A 17,488-nucleotide genomic window follows, 5' to 3' on the forward strand; every position below is an offset into this window, starting at 1 on the left:
AGGTAATTTCCGATGTCCGATTCCGTTTCGCCGCTCGCTCCGAAATCCTATCCCGACATGCCGGCGATCCGCGGCGTGCGCATGGCGACAGCCGCTGCCGGGATCAAGTACAAGAACCGCACCGACGTGCTGCTGATGGTGTTCGACGAGCCGGCGACCGTCGCGGGCGTCTTCACGCGCTCCAAGTGCCCTTCGGCGCCGGTCGATTTCTGCCGTGCCAATCTGTCGCACGGGGTGGCGCGCGCCGTGGTCGTCAATTCCGGCAATGCCAACGCCTTTACCGGCGTCAAGGGCAAGGCCGCGACTGAACTCACCGCAAAATCGGCTTCCGAAGCGGTCGGCTGCGGCCAGAACGAGGTCTATCTGGCTTCGACCGGCGTGATCGGCGAACCGCTCGACGCGACGAAATTCGCAGGCGTGCTCGGCGACATGAACAGCGGCGCCACCGGCGACTTCTGGCTGGAGGCCGCCAAGGCCATCATGACCACCGACACCTATCCGAAAGTCGCGACCCGGACCGCCGAGATCGGCGGCGTCACGGTGACGATCAACGGCATCTCCAAGGGCGCCGGCATGATCGCCCCCGACATGGCGACCATGCTGTCCTTCGTGGCGACCGATGCGGACATCGCATCGCCGGCGCTGCAGAGCCTGCTGTCCGCCGGCGTTGGCCCCACCTTCAATTCGGTCACCGTCGACAGCGACACCTCGACCTCCGATACGCTGATGCTGTTTGCCACCGGCGCTGCCGCTGCGGACGGCCAGACCCGCGTCGAGACTGCCGACGATCCGCGCCTGGCAAGCTTCCGTGTCGCGCTCAACGATCTCCTGAAGGATCTGGCCCTGCAGGTCGTTCGCGACGGCGAAGGTGCCCGCAAGATGGTCGAGATCACCGTCACCGGCGCCGAGAGCGATGCGGCGGCAAAGACGATCGCGCTGTCGATCGCCAATTCGCCGCTGGTCAAGACGGCAATTGCCGGCGAAGACGCCAATTGGGGCCGCATCGTCATGGCCGTCGGCAAGTCCGGCGAAATGGCCGACCGCGACCGGTTGGCGATCTGGTTCGGCGACGTGCGCGTCGCCGTCGACGGCGAGCGCGATCCGGCCTATTCCGAAGCCGCGACCACCGCCGTCATGAAGGAACAGGACATTCCGGTGAAGGTCGATATCGGTCTCGGTGACGGCACGGCGACCGTCTGGACCTGCGACCTCACCAAGGAATATGTTGCCATCAACGGCGACTACCGGAGCTGACTGGAATTGAACGAGGCATCCTCTCCTCATAACGATCTGCCGTTGGTCAGGCGGCTCGAAGCCGTGGGCTTTCGGGCCTGGCCGGCCGCGTCCGTCGTTTATGACGGAAGCTGGCAGGTGCGGCTGACCGGCGGCCATCCTTCCAAGCGATTGAACTGCATCGTACCGCTCGACCCATCCGACCACCGCGACATGGCGATGCGGCTCGAGAAGGCGCGCAAGCGGTTCGAGAATTACGGCCGTCAACTGGTCGTCCGGGAGACGCCGCTCGCTCCTCCCAAGCTTATCGAGCATCTCGATGCCGCCGATTGGCTGGTGTTCGAGACCGTCGACGTCCTGACCGTCAACCTCACCGAACTGGAACTGCCGGACACGCTCGATCACCTGCCGAGCCACGATATCGGCCGGTTCTGCGATGCGAGCCTTGCGGTCGATGGCGAAAATGTGGGCCTGAAGCCGGCGCTTGCCGAGATTCTGAGTTCGATCAAGCCAACCTCCGGCTTCTTCATCAAGGAGAATCCGCAGGAAGGGGCCGCGGCCGTGGCGCTCTGCGTCCAGGACAACGACCTTGCCGGGATCATCTCCTTTGCCGTGGCCAAAGCGCATCGGCGCGAGGGCATAGGCACCGAAATCCTGTCTTCGGCGCTGCGCTGGGCTCGTATCAGCGGTGCGCGTTCGGCCTGGCTCCAGGTGGTCTCGACCAACGAACCGGCGATGGCGCTCTATCGAAAGTTCGGCTTCCGCAAGGCCTACGAATACCGTTACTGGCGGCAGGAAGGCCGGGCATGAGCGATGCCCCCCGCAAGATCCTGCTCGTCGCCGCCTGCGCGCTGATCGATACCGACGGCCGCATCCTTCTGGCGCAGCGTCCGGAAGGCAAGTCGCTGGCCGGCCTCTGGGAGTTTCCCGGCGGCAAGGTCGAGCCGGGTGAGACGCCCGAGGAGACGCTGGTGCGCGAGCTCGAGGAAGAGCTCGGCATCGTGACCAGGATCCCCTGCCTTGCGCCGCTCACCTTCGCCAGCCATACCTACGAAACCTTCCACCTCCTGATGCCGCTCTACATCTGCCGTCGTTTCGAAGGCATTCCGACGGGAAGGGAAGGGCAGGCGATCAAATGGGTGCGGCCGAACGCGCTCAGGGAATACCCGATGCCGCCGGCCGATGAGCCGCTCATCCCGATCCTGCAGGATCTGCTCTGATCGATAAAATTAGAGCGGCCGAATTCATACGGCGTTAAGGGATCGTTTAGCCGATTGTGGCACCTTCAAGGCTTATCCGGTAACGCGTTGATGAGGCTTTAGAAGGCATGGACGAGGAATTCTGGAAAACTGTGCGGGTCCGTCAGCGGGCAGCGCATGGCTCCGGCAAAACCGGCGCGCTCAATATCGCTCTTCTGTTCGGGACGGCCGCGATCGCTCTTTCGCTGATCGTGACGCCGATGCTCGCTGGCCGCAATGACGAGCGCCGACTGGCGCATGTCCAGGAGGATTTCGACCTGATCAGCACGGGCTCCATCAAGCCAGGCGAAAAGGGCGCAAGACATTATACTATCCGGCGCAGCGTGCTGCAGGAAACGCCCGGCTCGGTCTGCATCGTGCAGGGTTATGGCGTGGGCAGCGACTGCTGACGCCGGGGGCTTTTCAGAGCTATCTCCATTTGATTCGAAGGTCATTTCATGCGCCGTTTCAGGTTATTTCTGAATGATAGCAGCGGCGCGACGGCCGTGGAATATGGCCTCATCATCGCGATCATCTCGCTGTCGATGATCGCCGGATTCGCCACCTTTACCGGCGCATTGACGAATACGTTCGAAACCGTCTCTAACAACGTGGACAAGCCTATTCCCTGATTTCTGGTCGGGCCGCTCAGCGCGAGCCGCGGCTGTTCAGCGCATCGGCAAGCCGCATCTTGGCGGAGCCGGGCTTCAGCGGCTTCTGCTGGCTTTCGTGCGGTGCCCAGCCGGATGCGTAGATGATCGAGAAGGTGGCGCGGATGCGGCCGTCCGGATCGGAATAACGTTCCGCATAAAGCTCCGCAGCCCTTACGAAGAAACGCCTCGTCACCGGCACCCGGCTGCGGCCCGCGAGGGGGTTGGTCATGCCCATGGCGCGTAAATCGCGCATCAGCGGGAAGAGCGAGTCGTAACGCACCGTGTAGGTCTCGGCATCGACGACCGGCAGCGAGAAACCGGCCCGCTGCAGCAGGGCGCCGACATCGCGCACATCGGCAAACGGTATGACGCGGGGGCTCGCGCCGCCGGTCAGTTCCGCCTCGGCAGAGAGAAGGACGTCGCGCATTTCCTGCAACGTGCCGGAGCCGGGGATCGCCGCCAGAAAAAGTCCGTCGGGCCTCAGGGCGCGGCGGATGCGGATCAGCGTGCCGGGCATGTCGTTGACCAGATGCAACGAGAGCGGCGACAGGACCAGATTGACGGATTCGGGTTCGAGAGGGACGTCTTCGAATGGGGCCGTGGTAAAGGCGTCTCCAGGCCCCGAGAAGGCGGCATCGGTCTCGACGCGGCTCAAGGTGCCGATCTTGCCAGTCGCCAGTGCCTCATGGGCGGCGATACCGGTTCCGCCATGCAGTTCGACCGCCGTCTCGAACTTGCGTTCGACGACCGCCAGCCGGTCTGCAAGCTCGCGGCCGGCAATGTCCAGGAGGAATGCGGCATTGCTGTTCTTGGCGGCTATCGCGCGTCTGCGCCGTGCGCTCACCAGCTGTTCGTCGAAAAGAATTTCCATGGCCGTCCACTCGTATTCTGCCGTCGCAAAGGCGCGCTCCGTCCGCTATTGTCAAGTCATGTCCGCCGAGCCCAACGTCAACCCCTTGCGACTTCTAACATCGTTCGCCGCGGGGTGGACGAGATGGGTCGGCGATCTCGTCTATCCTCCAGCCTGTCCCGGCTGCGGGGTGCGGACTGGGGCGCATCAGGGTTTTTGCCCCACCTGCTGGCGGGAGATCCTTTTCATCGAGCGGCCTTATTGCGAAAAGCTTGGTCTGCCGTTTTCGTATGATCCGGGGCCGGGCATCCTGTCGGCCCAAGCCATTGCCGAACCGCCCGTCTTCGACCGCCTGCGTTCGGCAGCAATCTTCGAGGGCGCGGCGCGCGATCTGGTCCATTCCCTGAAATACCGGGACCGGACCGATCTTGCGGGGATGATGGCCGGCTGGATGCTGCGTGCCTCAGACGGGCATGTTGCCGCCTGCGATGGCATCCTGCCGGTGCCGCTGCATCGCTCCCGTTTTGCCTCACGGAAATTCAACCAGGCGGCGGAACTCGCCCGGCATCTGTCGCAGAAATCCGGCCGGCCGTTCCTCGCCTCCACCCTCATCCGCGTCAAGCGCACCAACCGGCAGGTGGGGCTTTCGGCGCGGGCCCGCGAGGACAATGTGCGGGCGGCTTTCACGATCACGCCGGGCCATGAGGACCGCATCTTCGGCAAGCGGTTGGTGCTGATCGACGATGTCTATACGACCGGTGCGACAGTTTCATCCGCCACCCGCGCATTGAAGAAAGCGGGTGCCGCGGAGGTCACGGTTTTGACCTTTGCAATGGCTGTTGCCGCGCCTATATGACAGAAGAAGACACTATTGCGCGCGGCCTATCCCCGACTTCCTTCCCCCTGGGCCGCGCCCGGAGACGATCATGGCAGAGGTCACTATCTATACCCGCGAATATTGCGGTTACTGCGCACGCGCCAAGGCATTGCTGGAGACGAAAGGCGTTTCCTATACCGAGCATGACGCCACCTATTCGCAGGAACTGCGCCAGGAGATGATCGGAAAGGCCAACGGCCGCGCGACCTTCCCGCAGATCTTCATCGACGGGACGCATGTCGGCGGCTGCGACGATCTTCACGCGCTGGACCGGGCCGGCAAGCTGGACCCGCTGCTGGCGAACTGAGAGGTTTTTCCCATGGCTTTCAAGGCCGCCGCCATCCAGATGTGCTCCGGCGTCGATCCGGAAAAGAACGCCGCCGACATGGCACGGCTGGTGCGTGAAGCTGCGGCGCACGGTGCGGTCTATATCCAGACCCCGGAGATGACCGGCTTCCTGCAGCGGGACCGCAAGGCCATGCGCGCCGTGCTGCGTGACGAGGCGGGCGACATCATCGTCTCGACCGCCCGCAGCCTTGCCAGCGAACTCGGCATCCACCTGCATATCGGCTCGACGGCGATCGCGGTCGATGGCGGCAAGATCGCCAACCGCGCCTTCCTGTTCGCCCCGGGCGGGCGGCAGATCTGCACCTATGACAAGATCCATATGTTCGATGTCGATCTGGACAATGGCGAGAGCTGGCGCGAAAGCTCGGCCTATGAGCCGGGGAACGAAGCCCGCGTCGCCGACCTGCCGTTCGGCAAGCTCGGTTTCGCGATCTGCTACGACGTCCGTTTCCCGCAGCTTTTCCGGACCGAAGCCCTGGCCGGGGCCGAGATCCTGACCGTGCCGGCCGCCTTCACCCGCCAGACAGGCGAGGCTCATTGGGAAATCCTGCTGCGCGCCCGGGCGATCGAGAACGGTGCCTTCGTGATCGCCGCAGCTCAGGCCGGCGTGCACGAGGATGGCCGCGAAACCTTCGGCCATTCGATGATCGTCGATCCCTGGGGCAGGGTGCTCGCATCCGCCGGCGGCACCGGCGAAGGCGTCGTCCTTGCCGACATCGATATCGCCGCCGTTTCGTCGGCGCGCGGGAAGATCCCGAACCTCAAGAACGCCCGCGAGTTTTCGCTCGATGCGGTTACGGACGCGGCGGGAGAGGTGGCCGCTTGATCAAGTATTCGCTCATCTGCGACAATGCCCACACGTTCGAAGGCTGGTTTTCGGAAAGCGCTGATTTCGACCGGCAGGTGGCGAGCGGGTTTCTCACCTGTCCGGTCTGCAATTCCGCCTCGGTCTCCAAAACGCTGATGACGCCCTCTGTTTCGACCGCCCGAAAGAAGGAAGAGAAGCAGGCGATGGTGATGGACCTGGCCCGCCAGGAAGCGATCGCCAAGCTCAAGGAGGCGGTTGCAGCGATCAAGGCCAATGCCGAGGACGTGGGCGAAAAATTCCCCGAGGAAGCCCGCAAGATCCACTACGGCGAGGCGGATGCCCGCGGCATCATCGGCCAGGCGAGCCTCGGCGAGGTGCGCGACCTTCTCGATGAAGGCATCGAGATCGCACCGCTGCCGGTCATCCCCGAAGACACGAACTGAATGATCGGGGCGGCGAGGCGGCTGGCAGCGTGAGCGGTTGAGCGGTTCGAACATCTCCACGACCACGGGCCGAGCCCGAAAGGTTTCCATTTCAAAGAACCCTACGGGCCGGATGGCGGAAGGATCGCCATCGACCGTGCCCGAGTGCGCGAACTCTCCGCGCGCAATGCGGAGAAGCAGACGGATCTGCTTGCGCATGTGCTTTCGGTGGGATTGTAGCCGAGCGGGAGGGGGCGGGGATGTTATTCTTCCGGGAAGAGGATGCTTTCGTGGTCCTGGGCGCCATGCAGGATCCTCAAGACGACCAATTCGGCATCCAGGATTTCGTAAAAGATAAGGTAGTTCCCATGCGGCCGGCGGCGGATGTGGGCACTGCTGTTATGAGGGACTCTGGAAAAGGCGAATGGCATGTCCGCCAATTGGAGGCACTTGCTCTCCAGTTCGGTGACGAAAGTATCTGCGCGAGCAGGATTTGACGGAAAGATATGGTCGCCGATCCTGACGAGATCCTCGATGGCTTCCCGAGAAAGGGTGACTTTCATCACTGCCCGCTTTTAGTGATGCCCAACCGTCTACGGACTTCCGCAAATGCTTCGTCGATCGGCACCAGCCGGCCGGCCCGAACATCGTCGAGACCCTTCTGCAATTCCGCGTCCAGCCGTTCGCGGGCGCGTTCTCGCTCGTATCGCTCGCGCAGCACGGTCTCAATATATTCGCCGGAGGATGTGAACGAGCCACGCTCTGTTTGATCGCGGACGAAATCCTCGATGTCCGGCTCCAGCGTCACGGTAATTTTCACAGCTTCCGTCATCGACTTCTCCAAAACGGGATGCTCGAAGCTTATCACAGAATCGGCAGGCTGAGGAAGTTCCTCACGCCGGCCGCTTGGCGAGCATCATGTAGTTGACGTCCATGTCCGGCGACAGGTTCCAGCGGTCCTGGAGAGGGTTGAAGAAGACGCCGGTGCGGTGGATGATGTCCATGCCGGCTGAGGAGATCGGTTTTTCCAGCTCTTCCGGGCGGACCAGCTTTTCGTATTGATGGGTGCCGCGGGGCAGCCAGCGCAGGATGTTTTCGGCGGCGAAGATGGCGAGCGCACCGGCCTTGAAGGTGCGGTTGATGGTGGCGACGAACATCAGGCCGCCGGGGCGGACCATGTTGGCGCAGGTGGTGATGAAGAAATTGACGTCCGCGACGTGCTCAACCACTTCCATGTTCAGCACGACGTCGAATGTCTCGCCGGCTTCGGCGAGCTGTTCGGCGGTGACGGCGCGGTAATCCACCGAGGTTCCGGTTTCTGCCGCATGGGTGGAGGCGATGCCGATGTTCTTTTCAGACGGGTCGGCGCCGACGACGGTGGCGCCCATGCGGGCGATCGGCTCGGAGAGCAGGCCGCCGCCGCAGCCGATATCGAGGATGCGCAGGCCGGACAGCGGAAGATGGCTCTTCGGATCGCGGCCGAAATTTTCGCAGATGCGGTCGCGGAGATAGGCGAGCCGAACGGGATTGAACTTGTGGAGCGGCTTGAACTTGCCGGTCGGATCCCACCATTCGGCGGCCATGGCGGAAAACCGGTCGACTTCGCTCTGGTCGATCGTCGTGCGGGGATCGAGCGTGCTGCGGGCGGCTTCGGTCATGGTCCTGCTCCTTGTTCTATCGTTGAAGTCGGATGCAGCGGGCGAGAAGTCAAGAGATGTTTCTTGGCGCGCCGCCTTGCCGCAACCAAGATGCAGGCGCGGAACACGTCGAGATTCGGTTCATCGATCGCTATCTGCTGAAGCTTCTGCATGGTCTGTTTGAAGAGTTCATAATATTTCGGTTCGCGATTGGCGATGCAAAGCGGAAGATCGGCGCAGGCCTTGCCGCTCAGTCCGATTTCCTCCTGGGCGCGGACTTTCCGGATCTGATGCGCCGACGGCAACATCGGCCCACTGCAGACACGCAGGCGGCGGCAGGCGCGCAACCGGCAGACGCCGCTGTCCAGAAAGCAGATCGACGCCGCGGCGCGGCATAACTCCTCGTGCTGTTCGGCGCGAAGCTTTTCGTAGTCGCTGAAGTCCGGCTTATCCATTTCTTCCATGAACCTCTTGCAAGACGGAGTCTGCCCTTGGTGATCCCAGTCATTTCATTCTCGGGTTAAGCTCGAAGTTCGGCCGGGACACGTCGTGTGCCTCGAATTGAAATTTAATAGTGACACGCGACGTGTCCCGTTCGGCGTATTTATCCGCGCAACTCCGGTCCCTCTGCGGCGGCATGGGCTTACGTCCTTGCGGATGCCATACCGGGTTGTGTGCGACACACGCACGCCCCGCCTCAAGGCGAGAGGGGGACCATTTTCTGCGCAACCCCTGTCAACCCGCCTGCATGACGGCAGACCATCAGGGCACCGGCCCCGTCTCGCCGGTCATGCGGGCCGGTGTAGCCGAAACGGGACGGGCAGATTGTAGGCATGGGATCGTAAGGCGGGGATGCGAGGGGATGAGATTTCGTCTATGTCTCTGAAAAGCCGCAGGACACAGACGGCGGTCATCCTCGCGGGAGGGCAAGGATGGTGAGGCGGGAGGAGGGCAAGATGGCGATCACGGTTGGGCGATTGAAGGAACTGCTTGCCTTCGAGGAGGTCTTCCTGACGCTGGTGGACAGTTCCACCGAGATCCGCGACGGCTATATTCTTGAGAGGCTGCGGTTTCGGCTTGAGAACGGCACCGAGGTGCGTGGCTTCCTCACCCGGCCGAGCGAAGGGTTTCTCACCCGCGGACCGGCAATCCTGCACGCCCATGCGCATGGCGCTCGCTGGGATATCGGCGCCTCTGAACTGATCGACGGCCGACCGGCCCTGCTCGATGCGCCAGGGCCGGCTCTTGCGCGCGACGGATATGTGGTGCTGTGCATCGACATGCCGACGTTTGGCGAGCGGGCCGGGGTGACGGAGGATGCGGCGACCAAGGCGGCGCTCTGGCACGGCAAAACGCTGTTCGGGCAGATGCTGTCCGAGCAGGCCGCGGCGCTGACCTGGCTCGCCGGCCGGCCGGAGGTCGATCCGCAGAGGATCGGCGCCACTGGTCTTTCGATGGGTGCGACGCTCGCCTATTTCCTCGCGGCGCTGGATCCAAGGGTGAAGGCGAACGCGCATCTGTGCTGTTACGCGGATTTCGCGACGCTGGTCGAAACCGGCGCCCATGATCTGCACGGCCATTACCTGACCGTGCCGGGGCTGCTCAAAGAAACCTCGATCGGCGAGATCGCCGGGCTGGTGGCGCCGCGGCCGCAGCTGATCTGCATCGGTTGGGACGACCCGTTGACGCCGCCGGCAGCGGTGGAATGTGCATTCGCCGAAACGGAGGCCGCCTATCTCAAGGCCGAAGCGCACGGCGCGCTGGTTTTCCTGCCGGAGACAGGCGTCGGCCATCGCGAGACCGAGGCGATGCGGCGGGCGACGCTGGCCTTCTTCAAAGGTTATCTCTGAAGATATCAGTCAGACGAGCGGTGTCTTTCGGCCCGAGCTTTCGCACCGGTCCTGCGGCGCTACCGCGTGCCGTTCAGATGCACGCACCTCTTGCCGATCTGCTCCTTGCGCTGCGATTTGGTATATCGCGCGATCATGCCGGCGGGGCAGCTCTTGTCGTCGAACAGGACGGACTCGCCGGCCGCCATCGTCGCCGGCGTCGGTTTGGTCTTGACCATCCTGGTCTGGGCATTGGCCGGGGATAGCGTGACCGGGCCTGCGAAGACTACGGCCAGCAATAGGATCATGGACATACGGAACATCGGAACCTCTCCTCCCGCTGCGGTTGGTGAGGATTGTACCGTTCGCGCAATCGCTCGGCCATTCCATCGTCCGGTCGAGGCGGGTTCGATGGAATGGGGGGTGGGACTAGCTCCCCTTCACTCTCAAGCCATTGCGGTCGAACAGGTGCAGCGGGGCGCCGGCGACGGAGAAATAAGCTTCGTCTCCCGGAGAAAGCTGCTTCTGGCCGGGAACGACGGCGAGAAGTTTTTCGCCGTTCAGATCCGCATGGATGACCGTTTCGGAGCCGAGGGCTTCGACCAGCCGGACCTTGACCTTGAGGCTGCCGGGATCGTTGGCGATCGTGATGTGCTGCGGGCGGATGCCGATCGTCAGCTTGTCGCCGACAGACAGGGAATGGCCGGAGAACGGCACGAGCATGCGGTGGCCGCCCGAGGTCGTAAGCGTCGCGGTGCCGGTCTCCAGCTCGGCGACTTCGCCGGCCAGGAAGTTCATGTGCGGGGCGCCGATGAAGCCGGCGACGAAGCGGTTGGCTGGCGTGTTGTAGAGGTCGAGCGGGGTGCCGACCTGTTCGATCTTGCCGGCCCGCATGACGACGATGCGGTGGGCAAGCGTCATCGCCTCCACCTGGTCGTGGGTGACGTAGATCATCGTCGAGCCGAGACGGGCATGGAGTGCCGCAAGTTCGGCGCGGGTCGAGACGCGCAGTTCGGCATCGAGGTTCGACAGCGGCTCGTCGAGCAGGAAGGCGGTCGGGCGGCGCACGATGGCGCGGCCGATCGCGACGCGCTGGCGCTGGCCGCCGGAAAGCTGGCCGGGCCGGCGCTCGAGATAAGCCTCGATCTCCAGCATGCGGGCGGCTTCGTTAATGCGATCGGCCACTTCGGCCTTGGGCATGTTGGAATTTTCGAGGCCGAAGGCGAGGTTCTGGCGCACGCTCATATGCGGGTAGAGCGCGTAGGACTGGAAAACCATGGCAAGGCCGCGGTCGGCGGCGGAGACTTCGTTGACCCGCTTGCCGTCGATCTCGATCTGGCCGCCGGTGACCTTTTCAAGGCCGGCGATGGTGCGCAGCAAGGTCGACTTTCCGCAGCCGGACGGGCCGACGAAAACGATGAACTCGCCATCCTTGATATCGAGGTCGATGTCCTTCAGGACGTCGACTGCGCCGAAGGATTTCTTGATTTTGGTGAGTGTGATCTCGCCCATCGGGGATCCTTACTTCAGGCCGGTGCCGGCAATGCCGGTGGTGATGAAACGCTGCAGGAAGATGAAGACAAGCACGACCGGGATCATCGTCACGACGGTCATCGCCAGGATGAAGTGCCACTGGACGTTGAGCTCGCCGGAATAGATGCTGAGGCCAACCTGCAGGGTGTAGAGCTCGCGGCGCGACAACACGATCAGCGGCCACAGGAAGTCGTTCCAGCGCCAGACGACCGAGAAGATCGCCAGTACGGCGAGCGCCGGTGCCGTCAGCGGCAGGACGATGCGCCAGTAGATCTGCCATTCGGACGCCTTGTCCATGCGCGCCGCATCGATCAGCTCGTCGGGAATGGTCAGCATATATTGACGCAGGATGAAGACGCCGGTCGGGGTGGCCACCGTTGGCAGGATGACACCCCAGAGGCTGTTGAACAGCCCGAGCGACGAGATGATCGAATAGAGTGGCACCATGATGACCGAAAGCGGCACCATCAGCGTCGCAAGGATGATCAGCATCGCGAGGTTGCGGCCCTTGAACTCGTATTTGGACAGCGCGAAGGCGGCCATGGAATTGACGATCAGGGTGATCAGCGTCGCCGTCACCGTCACGAAGACCGAGTTCCACAGGTAGCGCAGGAAATCGAACTGGGTGAAGGGTGTCGTGTAGTTTTCCGTCGCGAACGAAACCGAGCGGACCGGGGTGCGGTCGTTGATGTTGACGCGGACGATTTCTGCGGGCGCCTTCGGATCGACCATCTGGGCGACGAGGCCGATGCGGCGCACCTCGGCCAGCACCTTGGTCGAACCATCCGGCATCTTGGCGTCGAAGAGCTGCAGAGGCTTGTCGTAGCCCTGCACGGTCGCCTGGCTGGTGACATAGGGCAGGATCGACGGCGGGAATTCGGCAAGGGCGGCCGGCGTCTTGAAGGACGAGAAGGCAAGCCAGACGGCCGGGCCGAACATGATGATCAGGCCGCCGATGAGCCAGACCCAGGTGACGATGTCCGTCCAGTGCCAGCTTTTGCCGCCGCGGCGGCGCAGAATGAAGCGAGAGGCTACACCCATCAGCGTTTCCCCTTCTTTTCGCCACGCTGGCCGATGCCGAGCTGGACCAGAGTAAGCACCACGAGCACGAGGCCCATCAGGATCGAGGCGGCAGCGGCAAGGCCCGGATTGCGGAGCGCCGAAGCAAAGCCGGTCTCGTAGATATACTGGGTGAGATAAAGCGTGCTGGTACCCGGACCGCCGCCGGTGAGCACGAAGACCTCGTCGAAGATCTGCACGGCTTTGATCAGTGCGAGGACAACGACGACCAGGAGATTGGGCATGAGAAGCGGCAGCGTGATGCGCCGGAAGACGCGCGCCGGCTTGGTGCCGTCCATTTCGGCGGCTTCATAGAGATCCTTCGGGATCGCCTGCAGGCCGGCGAGCAGGATCAGCGTGTAGAGGCCCATATGCGCCCAGATCGATACGCCGATCGTGGCGATGAAGGTCCAGTTGCGGTCGGTGAGCCAGGTATAGGGCTCGATGCCGAACTGGTAGAGGCCGAAATTCAGGAGGCCCTGGCGCTGCAGGATCCATTTCCAGATCAGGCCGACGACGACCGGCGACAGGAGGACCGGGAAAAAGAACACGGCGCGCCAGAAGGAGCGGGCGGCGAGATCGCGATTGAGGATCAGTGCCGTAATCAGCGAAACGCCGATCATCAGCGCCACCTGCAGGATCACGAACCAGAACGTGTTGCCGACGGCGGTCCAGAAGGCATCCTCCTGGCAGGACATCGGGTCGAGGTAGTTCGCGCACTGGAACAGGCGGGCATATTGGTCAGCGCCGACGAACTGGCGCTCGGAGAGGAAAAAGGCGGTGCCGCCGGTCATCGAGTAGACGAAGTTGATGACGAGAGGCAGCAGCACGAAAATGCCGAAGATCAGCATGTTCGGGGCAAGGAACACGGTCGCCATGCCGCCGATGCCGGCCGCTTTCTGGACGGCGCGGAGCGGTATGTCAATGATGCGCATCAGGAGATGCACGGGCGCCATGAGAAGGCTGCCGAGGCGGTCTGTGAGAGACGTCGTGCTCATGTTCGTATTCCATCCCTCCTTGTCTTCTTGTCCGGATGGCGAGGCTCGCCCCTCATCCGCCTGCCGGCACCTTCTCCCCGCAGGCGGGGAGAAGGGATATGCCGCACCGTGGCCGTTCCCCCCGCCCCGCTTGCGTGGAGAGGGTGTGCCGAGCGGAGCGGAGGCGGGTGAGGGGTTTCTCACCCCCGCTGTTATCAGAGGCCGCTGTCCTTGACCTTCTGGGCGATATCGGCGTCGATGCGCGTGAACGCGTCTTCGAGCTTCAGTTCGCCGGCAAGGGTCTGACCGACGCGGGTGACGATCGCGGCGTAGACCGTGTCGGACCAGCGCCAGCCGGGCAGCTTCAGGGCGGTGTCGGCTGTCGTCTTGGATGCCTCGACATATTTGGTCAGGGCTGCCTTGGCGAAGGCGTTGTCGGTCTTGAAGTCGAGGCCGCCCTTGTCGACGACGCCCTTGTGGCCGGGCAGGAAGAGGGTGCGCTCGGAGAATTCCTTGACGATCTTCTCCTGGGCGAACCAGTCCATGACGGCTGCGACGTCCTTCGGGTTCTTGGTGTATTTCACCGCAACCAGTGCCGCGCCGCCGGGCATGCCGGTGCAGGCGGCCGGACCGCAGGGGCTGCCGGTCGCCACCCAGTCAAAGCTGTTGCCGATCTTGGTGGTGAGGTTCGCCACCTGCCAGGAGCCGGAATAATAAAAGGCGAGCTGGCCGTTGATGAAGTCTTCGGCCGCGGCGCGGTAGGTCGAGCCGGCTGCCGAGACCCAGACATCCTTGGCGAAGGAGCCTTCACCGACCCAACCGACGAACTTGGTCAGGAAGTCCTTGGCGCCCTTGTCGAGCGGAGCGGGCTTGCCGTCCTTGCCGATATAGTTGGCGCCGTAGGACAGGAGCGGAGCGGTCAGGCGGTGGCCGGAACGGTCGATCGCCATGGCGAACGGCAGCTTCTGGCTATCCTTGACCTTCTTGGAGGCTGCTGCCCATTCTTCCCAGGTGGCCTTGGGGCCTGGCAGCGGTACGCCGGCCTGGTCGAACAGGGTCTTGTTTGCATAACCGCCGGTCAGCGTGATCTGGGTCATGAAGCCGGAGATCTGCTTGGAGCCGTCCGGGCGCATCCAGTCGGCCTGGGCGCCGAAATTATCGTCCCAGTATTTGGCGTCCTTGACCAGCGGGCGCAAGTCGAGCCAATGCCTGGAAAGGTCCTTGATCGCCGTGACGCGGGCGATATCGGGGCCGTTGCCGGCTTCGAGCTGGACGGGCAGCTGATCCTTGATGACGCTATAGGCAACGTTGTCGAGAATGACGTTGATGCCGGGGTTTTCCTTCATGAAACGGCCGACGAGGTCCTTCATGACGTCGCCTTCGACGCCGTCCGAATACCACATGATCCGCACGTCGCCGGCATGTGCCGCCGTCGACATGAGAAGGGCGAGCGCAGCGCCCGCCAGAAGCGTTTTGGTTTTCATGCTCATTTCCTCCTCTGAATGGACGGGCCTCCACCCGTCCGGTTTTTAGATCACGAAGCGCTCAGCATTGTTGCTTGGCCTTTTACTGTATAATCCGCCCGCGCGATCACGCGGCCTTCGGCTTCCACGGAGCCGTCCTTCCTGAAGCGGACGGTACCATATTCCGGGTCCTCGACAACGACGGTGCCGTCGGATTCCTGTCTCGGGGCGAGCCCGCTGAAGCGGTATTCGACGGCAGTGAGATTGTCCGATTCGCAGACGCGGACGATCCACCGGGTCTTCTGGCCGTATTGGCGCAGTTCAGCCCCTGCGGACGGTCCCTCGGTCACGGCCTCCAGCTTCGAGGGGCTGAGCAGCATGACGGCGCCCTTGCCGGAGCGGGCAAGCGCCACGCCGCCGGAAACGCTGGTTTCATCAAACTCGGCCTTCGGGAACCAGGCATGGGTGAAATCCGGCTGTTCCTCGTAGGTGGTGAATTCGAGGACGGCGAGGCCGCGATACTGCTGGGCACGCGGGATGGTGCCGCAGCCGCCCCAATAGGACGGGCGGCCGTAGCCGAACTGGATGGTCTCGCCCGGATGATTGATCCAGATGGCAGCTTCCGGCTTGTCACCGAGACGCAGGTGCAGGATGGTTTCCTGGTAACCCCATTCGTCCCAGCGGTAATGGACCGCCGAGCCCATGGCGAAGTGCTCGCCCTTGTAATGATAGAGCGCCGCGAAGGAATTTTCGCCCTGAGCGAAACGCCATTCCTGGTGCTGGCTGCCGCGGTGATCGGCAATCGCGGCGAACTCGGCAGGGATTTCAAGACCATGATCGCGGAGGCAGACGGCCATCTGCGGCAGGCAATGGACGCGGCGGCCGTACCAGCCCGTGCCCCAGAGCAAACGGGCGACGCCGGACAGTTCCAGCGAGCGGCCGGCGCAGAGCGTGTGCTCGTAGGAGCGGCCCTGCGCTGCCGTCACCATGCCGTGATGGGCGGAGCGGGCGATGATTTCGCAGAGGCGGACAATGCCGGCCTTGGCGCGATCGGCGATATCCTTGTCCGGGGACAGGGCGGCAAGCGCCGTCAGGCCCTTGAGGTCGATCGGGAAATAGGGGGCGGAGTTGAACTCGGCCATTTCCCAATGTTCGAAATGGTCGAGCCAGGCGCGGACGCGGGCGGCACCAACCTTCGCCTGCTCCGAGCCTTTGCGGCCGGAACGGACGAAGGTGGCGTCTGGGAGGAGGCTGCCGGCGAGATAGGCGGAGGTGTGGAAGAGCAGGGCGTGGTTTTCGGAGAAATACCACTGCACGTCATTGCCCGGCTCGTCCATCCAGTAGCGATAGTTGAGGATGGCGCCGTCGATGCGGTTGCGGGTCTTCTCGTTGATGTCCTTGCCCCAGACGGTGCGCGACCAGATGAGCGGCACCAGCGAGAAATCGGCGCAGTCGTGGCAGTCTTCGATCGAGGGCAGGATTTCCTCGATCATCGCATCCGTATCGGGGCCTGAACGGCCGCTCGCCAGCCGGGCGAAGGCGCGGACGGTGTCGCGCTCTGAATTTTCCGAGATTTGGGCGAGAGTCTCGGTGATACGATCGGCCAGCGACGCGGGAGCCTGGCCCTGGCTTTCGGCATGGCAGATCTCGACGCCGAGCGAACGGGAAACCACGAAGCCGCCGGCATTGAGGGTGATGCGGAAGTGGCGGAAATCGGCGGGCGCCTTTTCCGACGGACCGATATTGAGGCTAGTGGCGCCGGCGGCCAGGGTGAAGTCGTAATCGAAGCGCTCGCGCGACATGAAGTCGCCCTCGACCGCGACATTGACCTTCACCTCGACCGGCAGGGGCGCGGAGAGAGCCAAGGTGATATCGCCGCCGAAATAATGCTGGCGGTCGAAATACATGGTGTCGAGCGCCTTTTCGAGGCTTGCGGCAACGGCGCTCGTGACCGGGACCGGCAAGGCGACGCTGGCAGCCGGGCCGGAGAGATAGTCGAACTGGTAGAAATAACGGGCGTCGCGTTCAGCGAGGTCGTCGAAGAACAGGGTGATCTCGTTGAGGCCGGCGACGAGCGGCAGTTCGAATTCCTGCTTGGCTTCGAGATTGCGGCTATAGGGCGCCATCCAGCCGGCTTCCGTGCCGTTGACCCAGATGACCGCGCCGCCGCAGGTGCCGAGGCGGATCTTCGCGGAGCCGGCGGTTTCCGCCTCGATATAGGTGCGGGTCCAGGTGGCGAGCCGGGTCGGACGGAACCAGAAGCCGGAGAGATCGAGCCGCGGCGAGCCGAAAGGCAGCCACCAGCGGGTCGCATCGAAGGAGCCGCGGACATCCGGGCGCTTGCCGCGGTAGGTTTCCGCGAAGATGGTGCGGCAGGGATATTCGTGCGGGATGAAATTCTTAACCTTGGTCAGGAAGAAGAACGGGTCCATCTCGCCCTTCATCGGGGCGTCCGGCACGTCGAAACGCTCTTGCGCGATGCTGCCGAGCTGCCAGTAGCGGACGGCTTCGCCCGGCTTCAACGTCTTTCGCATCCAGTTTGCTTCGGGATTCATGGTCGT

Annotated in this window: 20 protein-coding genes and 1 pseudogene; 10 read left to right on the forward strand and 11 right to left on the reverse strand. The window is 63.3% G+C overall.

Going from position 1 to position 17,488, the window contains the following annotated elements; all coding sequences use genetic code 11:
- The first annotated feature begins 12 nt into the window (after window positions 1-12).
- From argJ to ABCW43_RS16080, 5 genes and pseudogenes are all read left to right on the forward strand, one after another.
- Window positions 13-1,254, forward strand: coding sequence for a bifunctional glutamate N-acetyltransferase/amino-acid acetyltransferase ArgJ (argJ, locus tag ABCW43_RS16060; RefSeq protein WP_345926150.1), 1,242 nt, complete (start codon window positions 13-15; stop codon window positions 1,252-1,254).
- Window positions 1,223-2,043 (forward strand): annotated as a pseudogene (locus ABCW43_RS16065) (GNAT family N-acetyltransferase). Before argJ ends, ABCW43_RS16065 begins: the two are co-directional and overlap by 32 nt.
- Complete coding sequence (gene mutT / locus ABCW43_RS16070) at window positions 2,040-2,453, forward strand: 8-oxo-dGTP diphosphatase MutT (RefSeq protein ID WP_345926156.1); 414 nt, start codon at window positions 2,040-2,042, stop codon at window positions 2,451-2,453. Before ABCW43_RS16065 ends, mutT begins: the two are co-directional and overlap by 4 nt.
- A 107-nt stretch (window positions 2,454-2,560) precedes the next feature.
- On the forward strand, window positions 2,561-2,881 hold the full coding sequence (locus tag ABCW43_RS16075; protein ID WP_046633866.1) for a hypothetical protein: 321 nt from the start codon (window positions 2,561-2,563) through the stop codon (window positions 2,879-2,881).
- Between the two features lie 48 nt (window positions 2,882-2,929).
- The gene (locus tag ABCW43_RS16080; protein WP_345926159.1) at window positions 2,930-3,103 is read left to right on the forward strand and encodes a Flp family type IVb pilin; all 174 of its coding nucleotides are present in this window, start codon (window positions 2,930-2,932) and stop codon (window positions 3,101-3,103) included.
- Between the two features lie 16 nt (window positions 3,104-3,119).
- Here the strand turns inward: ABCW43_RS16080 and ABCW43_RS16085 are convergent, their stop codons facing one another.
- On the reverse strand, window positions 3,120-3,995 hold the full coding sequence (locus ABCW43_RS16085; RefSeq protein ID WP_345926161.1) for a class I SAM-dependent methyltransferase: 876 nt from the start codon (window positions 3,993-3,995) through the stop codon (window positions 3,120-3,122).
- 58 nt (window positions 3,996-4,053) lie between these two features.
- Between ABCW43_RS16085 and ABCW43_RS16090 the strand changes: the two genes are divergently transcribed.
- From ABCW43_RS16090 to ABCW43_RS16105, 4 genes are all read left to right on the forward strand, one after another.
- Entirely contained in the window at window positions 4,054-4,830 is a 777-nt protein-coding gene (locus ABCW43_RS16090; RefSeq protein ID WP_345926255.1) for a ComF family protein, read from the forward strand.
- Window positions 4,831-4,900: 70 nt separating this feature from the next.
- Complete coding sequence (gene grxC / locus ABCW43_RS16095) at window positions 4,901-5,158, forward strand: glutaredoxin 3 (protein ID WP_345926163.1); 258 nt, start codon at window positions 4,901-4,903, stop codon at window positions 5,156-5,158.
- A gap of 12 nt (window positions 5,159-5,170) precedes the next feature.
- Complete coding sequence (locus ABCW43_RS16100; protein WP_345926165.1) at window positions 5,171-6,025, forward strand: carbon-nitrogen hydrolase family protein; 855 nt, start codon at window positions 5,171-5,173, stop codon at window positions 6,023-6,025.
- Window positions 6,022-6,450 carry a DUF1178 family protein gene (locus tag ABCW43_RS16105; RefSeq protein ID WP_345926167.1) on the forward strand — a complete coding sequence of 143 codons (429 nt, stop codon included), beginning with the start codon at window positions 6,022-6,024 and terminating at the stop codon, window positions 6,448-6,450. The genes ABCW43_RS16100 and ABCW43_RS16105 overlap by 4 nt, the downstream gene beginning before the upstream one ends.
- Before the next feature lie 242 nt (window positions 6,451-6,692).
- On the opposite strand, the gene ABCW43_RS16110 is transcribed toward ABCW43_RS16105, so the two are convergent.
- From ABCW43_RS16110 to ABCW43_RS16125, 4 genes are all read right to left on the reverse strand, one after another.
- The gene (locus ABCW43_RS16110) at window positions 6,693-6,992 is read right to left on the reverse strand and encodes a type II toxin-antitoxin system RelE/ParE family toxin (protein ID WP_345926169.1); all 300 of its coding nucleotides are present in this window, start codon (window positions 6,990-6,992) and stop codon (window positions 6,693-6,695) included.
- Complete coding sequence (locus ABCW43_RS16115; protein WP_007770977.1) at window positions 6,992-7,261, reverse strand: ribbon-helix-helix domain-containing protein; 270 nt, start codon at window positions 7,259-7,261, stop codon at window positions 6,992-6,994. The genes ABCW43_RS16110 and ABCW43_RS16115 overlap by 1 nt, the downstream gene beginning before the upstream one ends.
- 61 nt (window positions 7,262-7,322) lie before the next feature.
- The gene (gene ubiG / locus ABCW43_RS16120; protein WP_345926173.1) at window positions 7,323-8,087 is read right to left on the reverse strand and encodes a bifunctional 2-polyprenyl-6-hydroxyphenol methylase/3-demethylubiquinol 3-O-methyltransferase UbiG; all 765 of its coding nucleotides are present in this window, start codon (window positions 8,085-8,087) and stop codon (window positions 7,323-7,325) included.
- On the reverse strand, window positions 8,084-8,530 hold the full coding sequence (locus tag ABCW43_RS16125; protein WP_345926175.1) for a hypothetical protein: 447 nt from the start codon (window positions 8,528-8,530) through the stop codon (window positions 8,084-8,086). The genes ubiG and ABCW43_RS16125 overlap by 4 nt, the downstream gene beginning before the upstream one ends.
- Before the next feature lie 492 nt (window positions 8,531-9,022).
- On the opposite strand from ABCW43_RS16125, the gene ABCW43_RS16130 reads away from it, so the two are divergent.
- Window positions 9,023-9,916 carry an alpha/beta hydrolase family protein gene (locus ABCW43_RS16130; protein WP_345926177.1) on the forward strand — a complete coding sequence of 298 codons (894 nt, stop codon included), beginning with the start codon at window positions 9,023-9,025 and terminating at the stop codon, window positions 9,914-9,916.
- A gap of 59 nt (window positions 9,917-9,975) precedes the next feature.
- Here the strand turns inward: ABCW43_RS16130 and ABCW43_RS16135 are convergent, their stop codons facing one another.
- The 6 genes from ABCW43_RS16135 to ABCW43_RS16160 form a co-directional block, all read right to left on the reverse strand.
- The gene (locus ABCW43_RS16135) at window positions 9,976-10,218 is read right to left on the reverse strand and encodes a DUF6719 family protein (RefSeq protein WP_345926179.1); all 243 of its coding nucleotides are present in this window, start codon (window positions 10,216-10,218) and stop codon (window positions 9,976-9,978) included.
- A gap of 106 nt (window positions 10,219-10,324) precedes the next feature.
- Window positions 10,325-11,407 carry an ABC transporter ATP-binding protein gene (locus tag ABCW43_RS16140; protein ID WP_345926181.1) on the reverse strand — a complete coding sequence of 361 codons (1,083 nt, stop codon included), beginning with the start codon at window positions 11,405-11,407 and terminating at the stop codon, window positions 10,325-10,327.
- Window positions 11,408-11,416: 9 nt separating this feature from the next.
- Entirely contained in the window at window positions 11,417-12,469 is a 1,053-nt protein-coding gene (locus ABCW43_RS16145; RefSeq protein WP_345926183.1) for a carbohydrate ABC transporter permease, read from the reverse strand.
- Complete coding sequence (locus ABCW43_RS16150; RefSeq protein WP_345926185.1) at window positions 12,469-13,485, reverse strand: carbohydrate ABC transporter permease; 1,017 nt, start codon at window positions 13,483-13,485, stop codon at window positions 12,469-12,471. Before ABCW43_RS16150 ends, ABCW43_RS16145 begins: the two co-directional genes overlap by 1 nt.
- A gap of 194 nt (window positions 13,486-13,679) precedes the next feature.
- Window positions 13,680-14,948: an ABC transporter substrate-binding protein gene (locus ABCW43_RS16155; RefSeq protein ID WP_345926187.1), complete on the reverse strand. Its 1,269-nt coding sequence runs from the start codon at window positions 14,946-14,948 to the stop codon at window positions 13,680-13,682.
- A 50-nt stretch (window positions 14,949-14,998) separates the two neighbouring features.
- Window positions 14,999-17,482, reverse strand: a complete 2,484-nt coding sequence (locus tag ABCW43_RS16160; RefSeq protein WP_345926189.1) for a hypothetical protein — start codon at window positions 17,480-17,482, stop codon at window positions 14,999-15,001.
- Window positions 17,483-17,488 lie beyond the last annotated feature (6 nt).

It is taken from the genome of Neorhizobium tunisiense (assembly GCF_039631515.1).
Classification (GTDB): Bacteria; Pseudomonadota; Alphaproteobacteria; order Rhizobiales; family Rhizobiaceae; genus Neorhizobium.

Excerpts from the sequence above, each read along its gene's own strand:
- argJ (WP_345926150.1), top strand. The coding sequence starts at position 13 with ATGTCCGATTCCGTTTCGCCGCTCGCTCCGAAATCCTATCCCGACATG.
- mutT (WP_345926156.1), top strand. The coding sequence starts at position 2,040 with ATGAGCGATGCCCCCCGCAAGATCCTGCTCGTCGCCGCCTGCGCGCTG.
- ABCW43_RS16075 (WP_046633866.1), top strand. The coding sequence starts at position 2,561 with ATGGACGAGGAATTCTGGAAAACTGTGCGGGTCCGTCAGCGGGCAGCG.
- ABCW43_RS16080 (WP_345926159.1), top strand. The coding sequence starts at position 2,930 with ATGCGCCGTTTCAGGTTATTTCTGAATGATAGCAGCGGCGCGACGGCC.
- ABCW43_RS16085 (WP_345926161.1), bottom strand. The coding sequence starts at position 3,995 with ATGGAAATTCTTTTCGACGAACAGCTGGTGAGCGCACGGCGCAGACGC.
- ABCW43_RS16090 (WP_345926255.1), top strand. The coding sequence starts at position 4,054 with ATGTCCGCCGAGCCCAACGTCAACCCCTTGCGACTTCTAACATCGTTC.
- grxC (WP_345926163.1), top strand. The coding sequence starts at position 4,901 with ATGGCAGAGGTCACTATCTATACCCGCGAATATTGCGGTTACTGCGCA.
- ABCW43_RS16100 (WP_345926165.1), top strand. The coding sequence starts at position 5,171 with ATGGCTTTCAAGGCCGCCGCCATCCAGATGTGCTCCGGCGTCGATCCG.
- ABCW43_RS16110 (WP_345926169.1), bottom strand. The coding sequence starts at position 6,992 with ATGAAAGTCACCCTTTCTCGGGAAGCCATCGAGGATCTCGTCAGGATC.
- ABCW43_RS16115 (WP_007770977.1), bottom strand. The coding sequence starts at position 7,261 with ATGACGGAAGCTGTGAAAATTACCGTGACGCTGGAGCCGGACATCGAG.
- ubiG (WP_345926173.1), bottom strand. The coding sequence starts at position 8,087 with ATGACCGAAGCCGCCCGCAGCACGCTCGATCCCCGCACGACGATCGAC.
- ABCW43_RS16125 (WP_345926175.1), bottom strand. The coding sequence starts at position 8,530 with ATGGAAGAAATGGATAAGCCGGACTTCAGCGACTACGAAAAGCTTCGC.
- ABCW43_RS16130 (WP_345926177.1), top strand. The coding sequence starts at position 9,023 with ATGGCGATCACGGTTGGGCGATTGAAGGAACTGCTTGCCTTCGAGGAG.
- ABCW43_RS16135 (WP_345926179.1), bottom strand. The coding sequence starts at position 10,218 with ATGTTCCGTATGTCCATGATCCTATTGCTGGCCGTAGTCTTCGCAGGC.
- ABCW43_RS16140 (WP_345926181.1), bottom strand. The coding sequence starts at position 11,407 with ATGGGCGAGATCACACTCACCAAAATCAAGAAATCCTTCGGCGCAGTC.
- ABCW43_RS16145 (WP_345926183.1), bottom strand. The coding sequence starts at position 12,469 with ATGGGTGTAGCCTCTCGCTTCATTCTGCGCCGCCGCGGCGGCAAAAGC.
- ABCW43_RS16150 (WP_345926185.1), bottom strand. The coding sequence starts at position 13,485 with ATGAGCACGACGTCTCTCACAGACCGCCTCGGCAGCCTTCTCATGGCG.
- ABCW43_RS16155 (WP_345926187.1), bottom strand. The coding sequence starts at position 14,948 with ATGAAAACCAAAACGCTTCTGGCGGGCGCTGCGCTCGCCCTTCTCATG.
- ABCW43_RS16160 (WP_345926189.1), bottom strand. The coding sequence starts at position 17,482 with ATGAATCCCGAAGCAAACTGGATGCGAAAGACGTTGAAGCCGGGCGAA.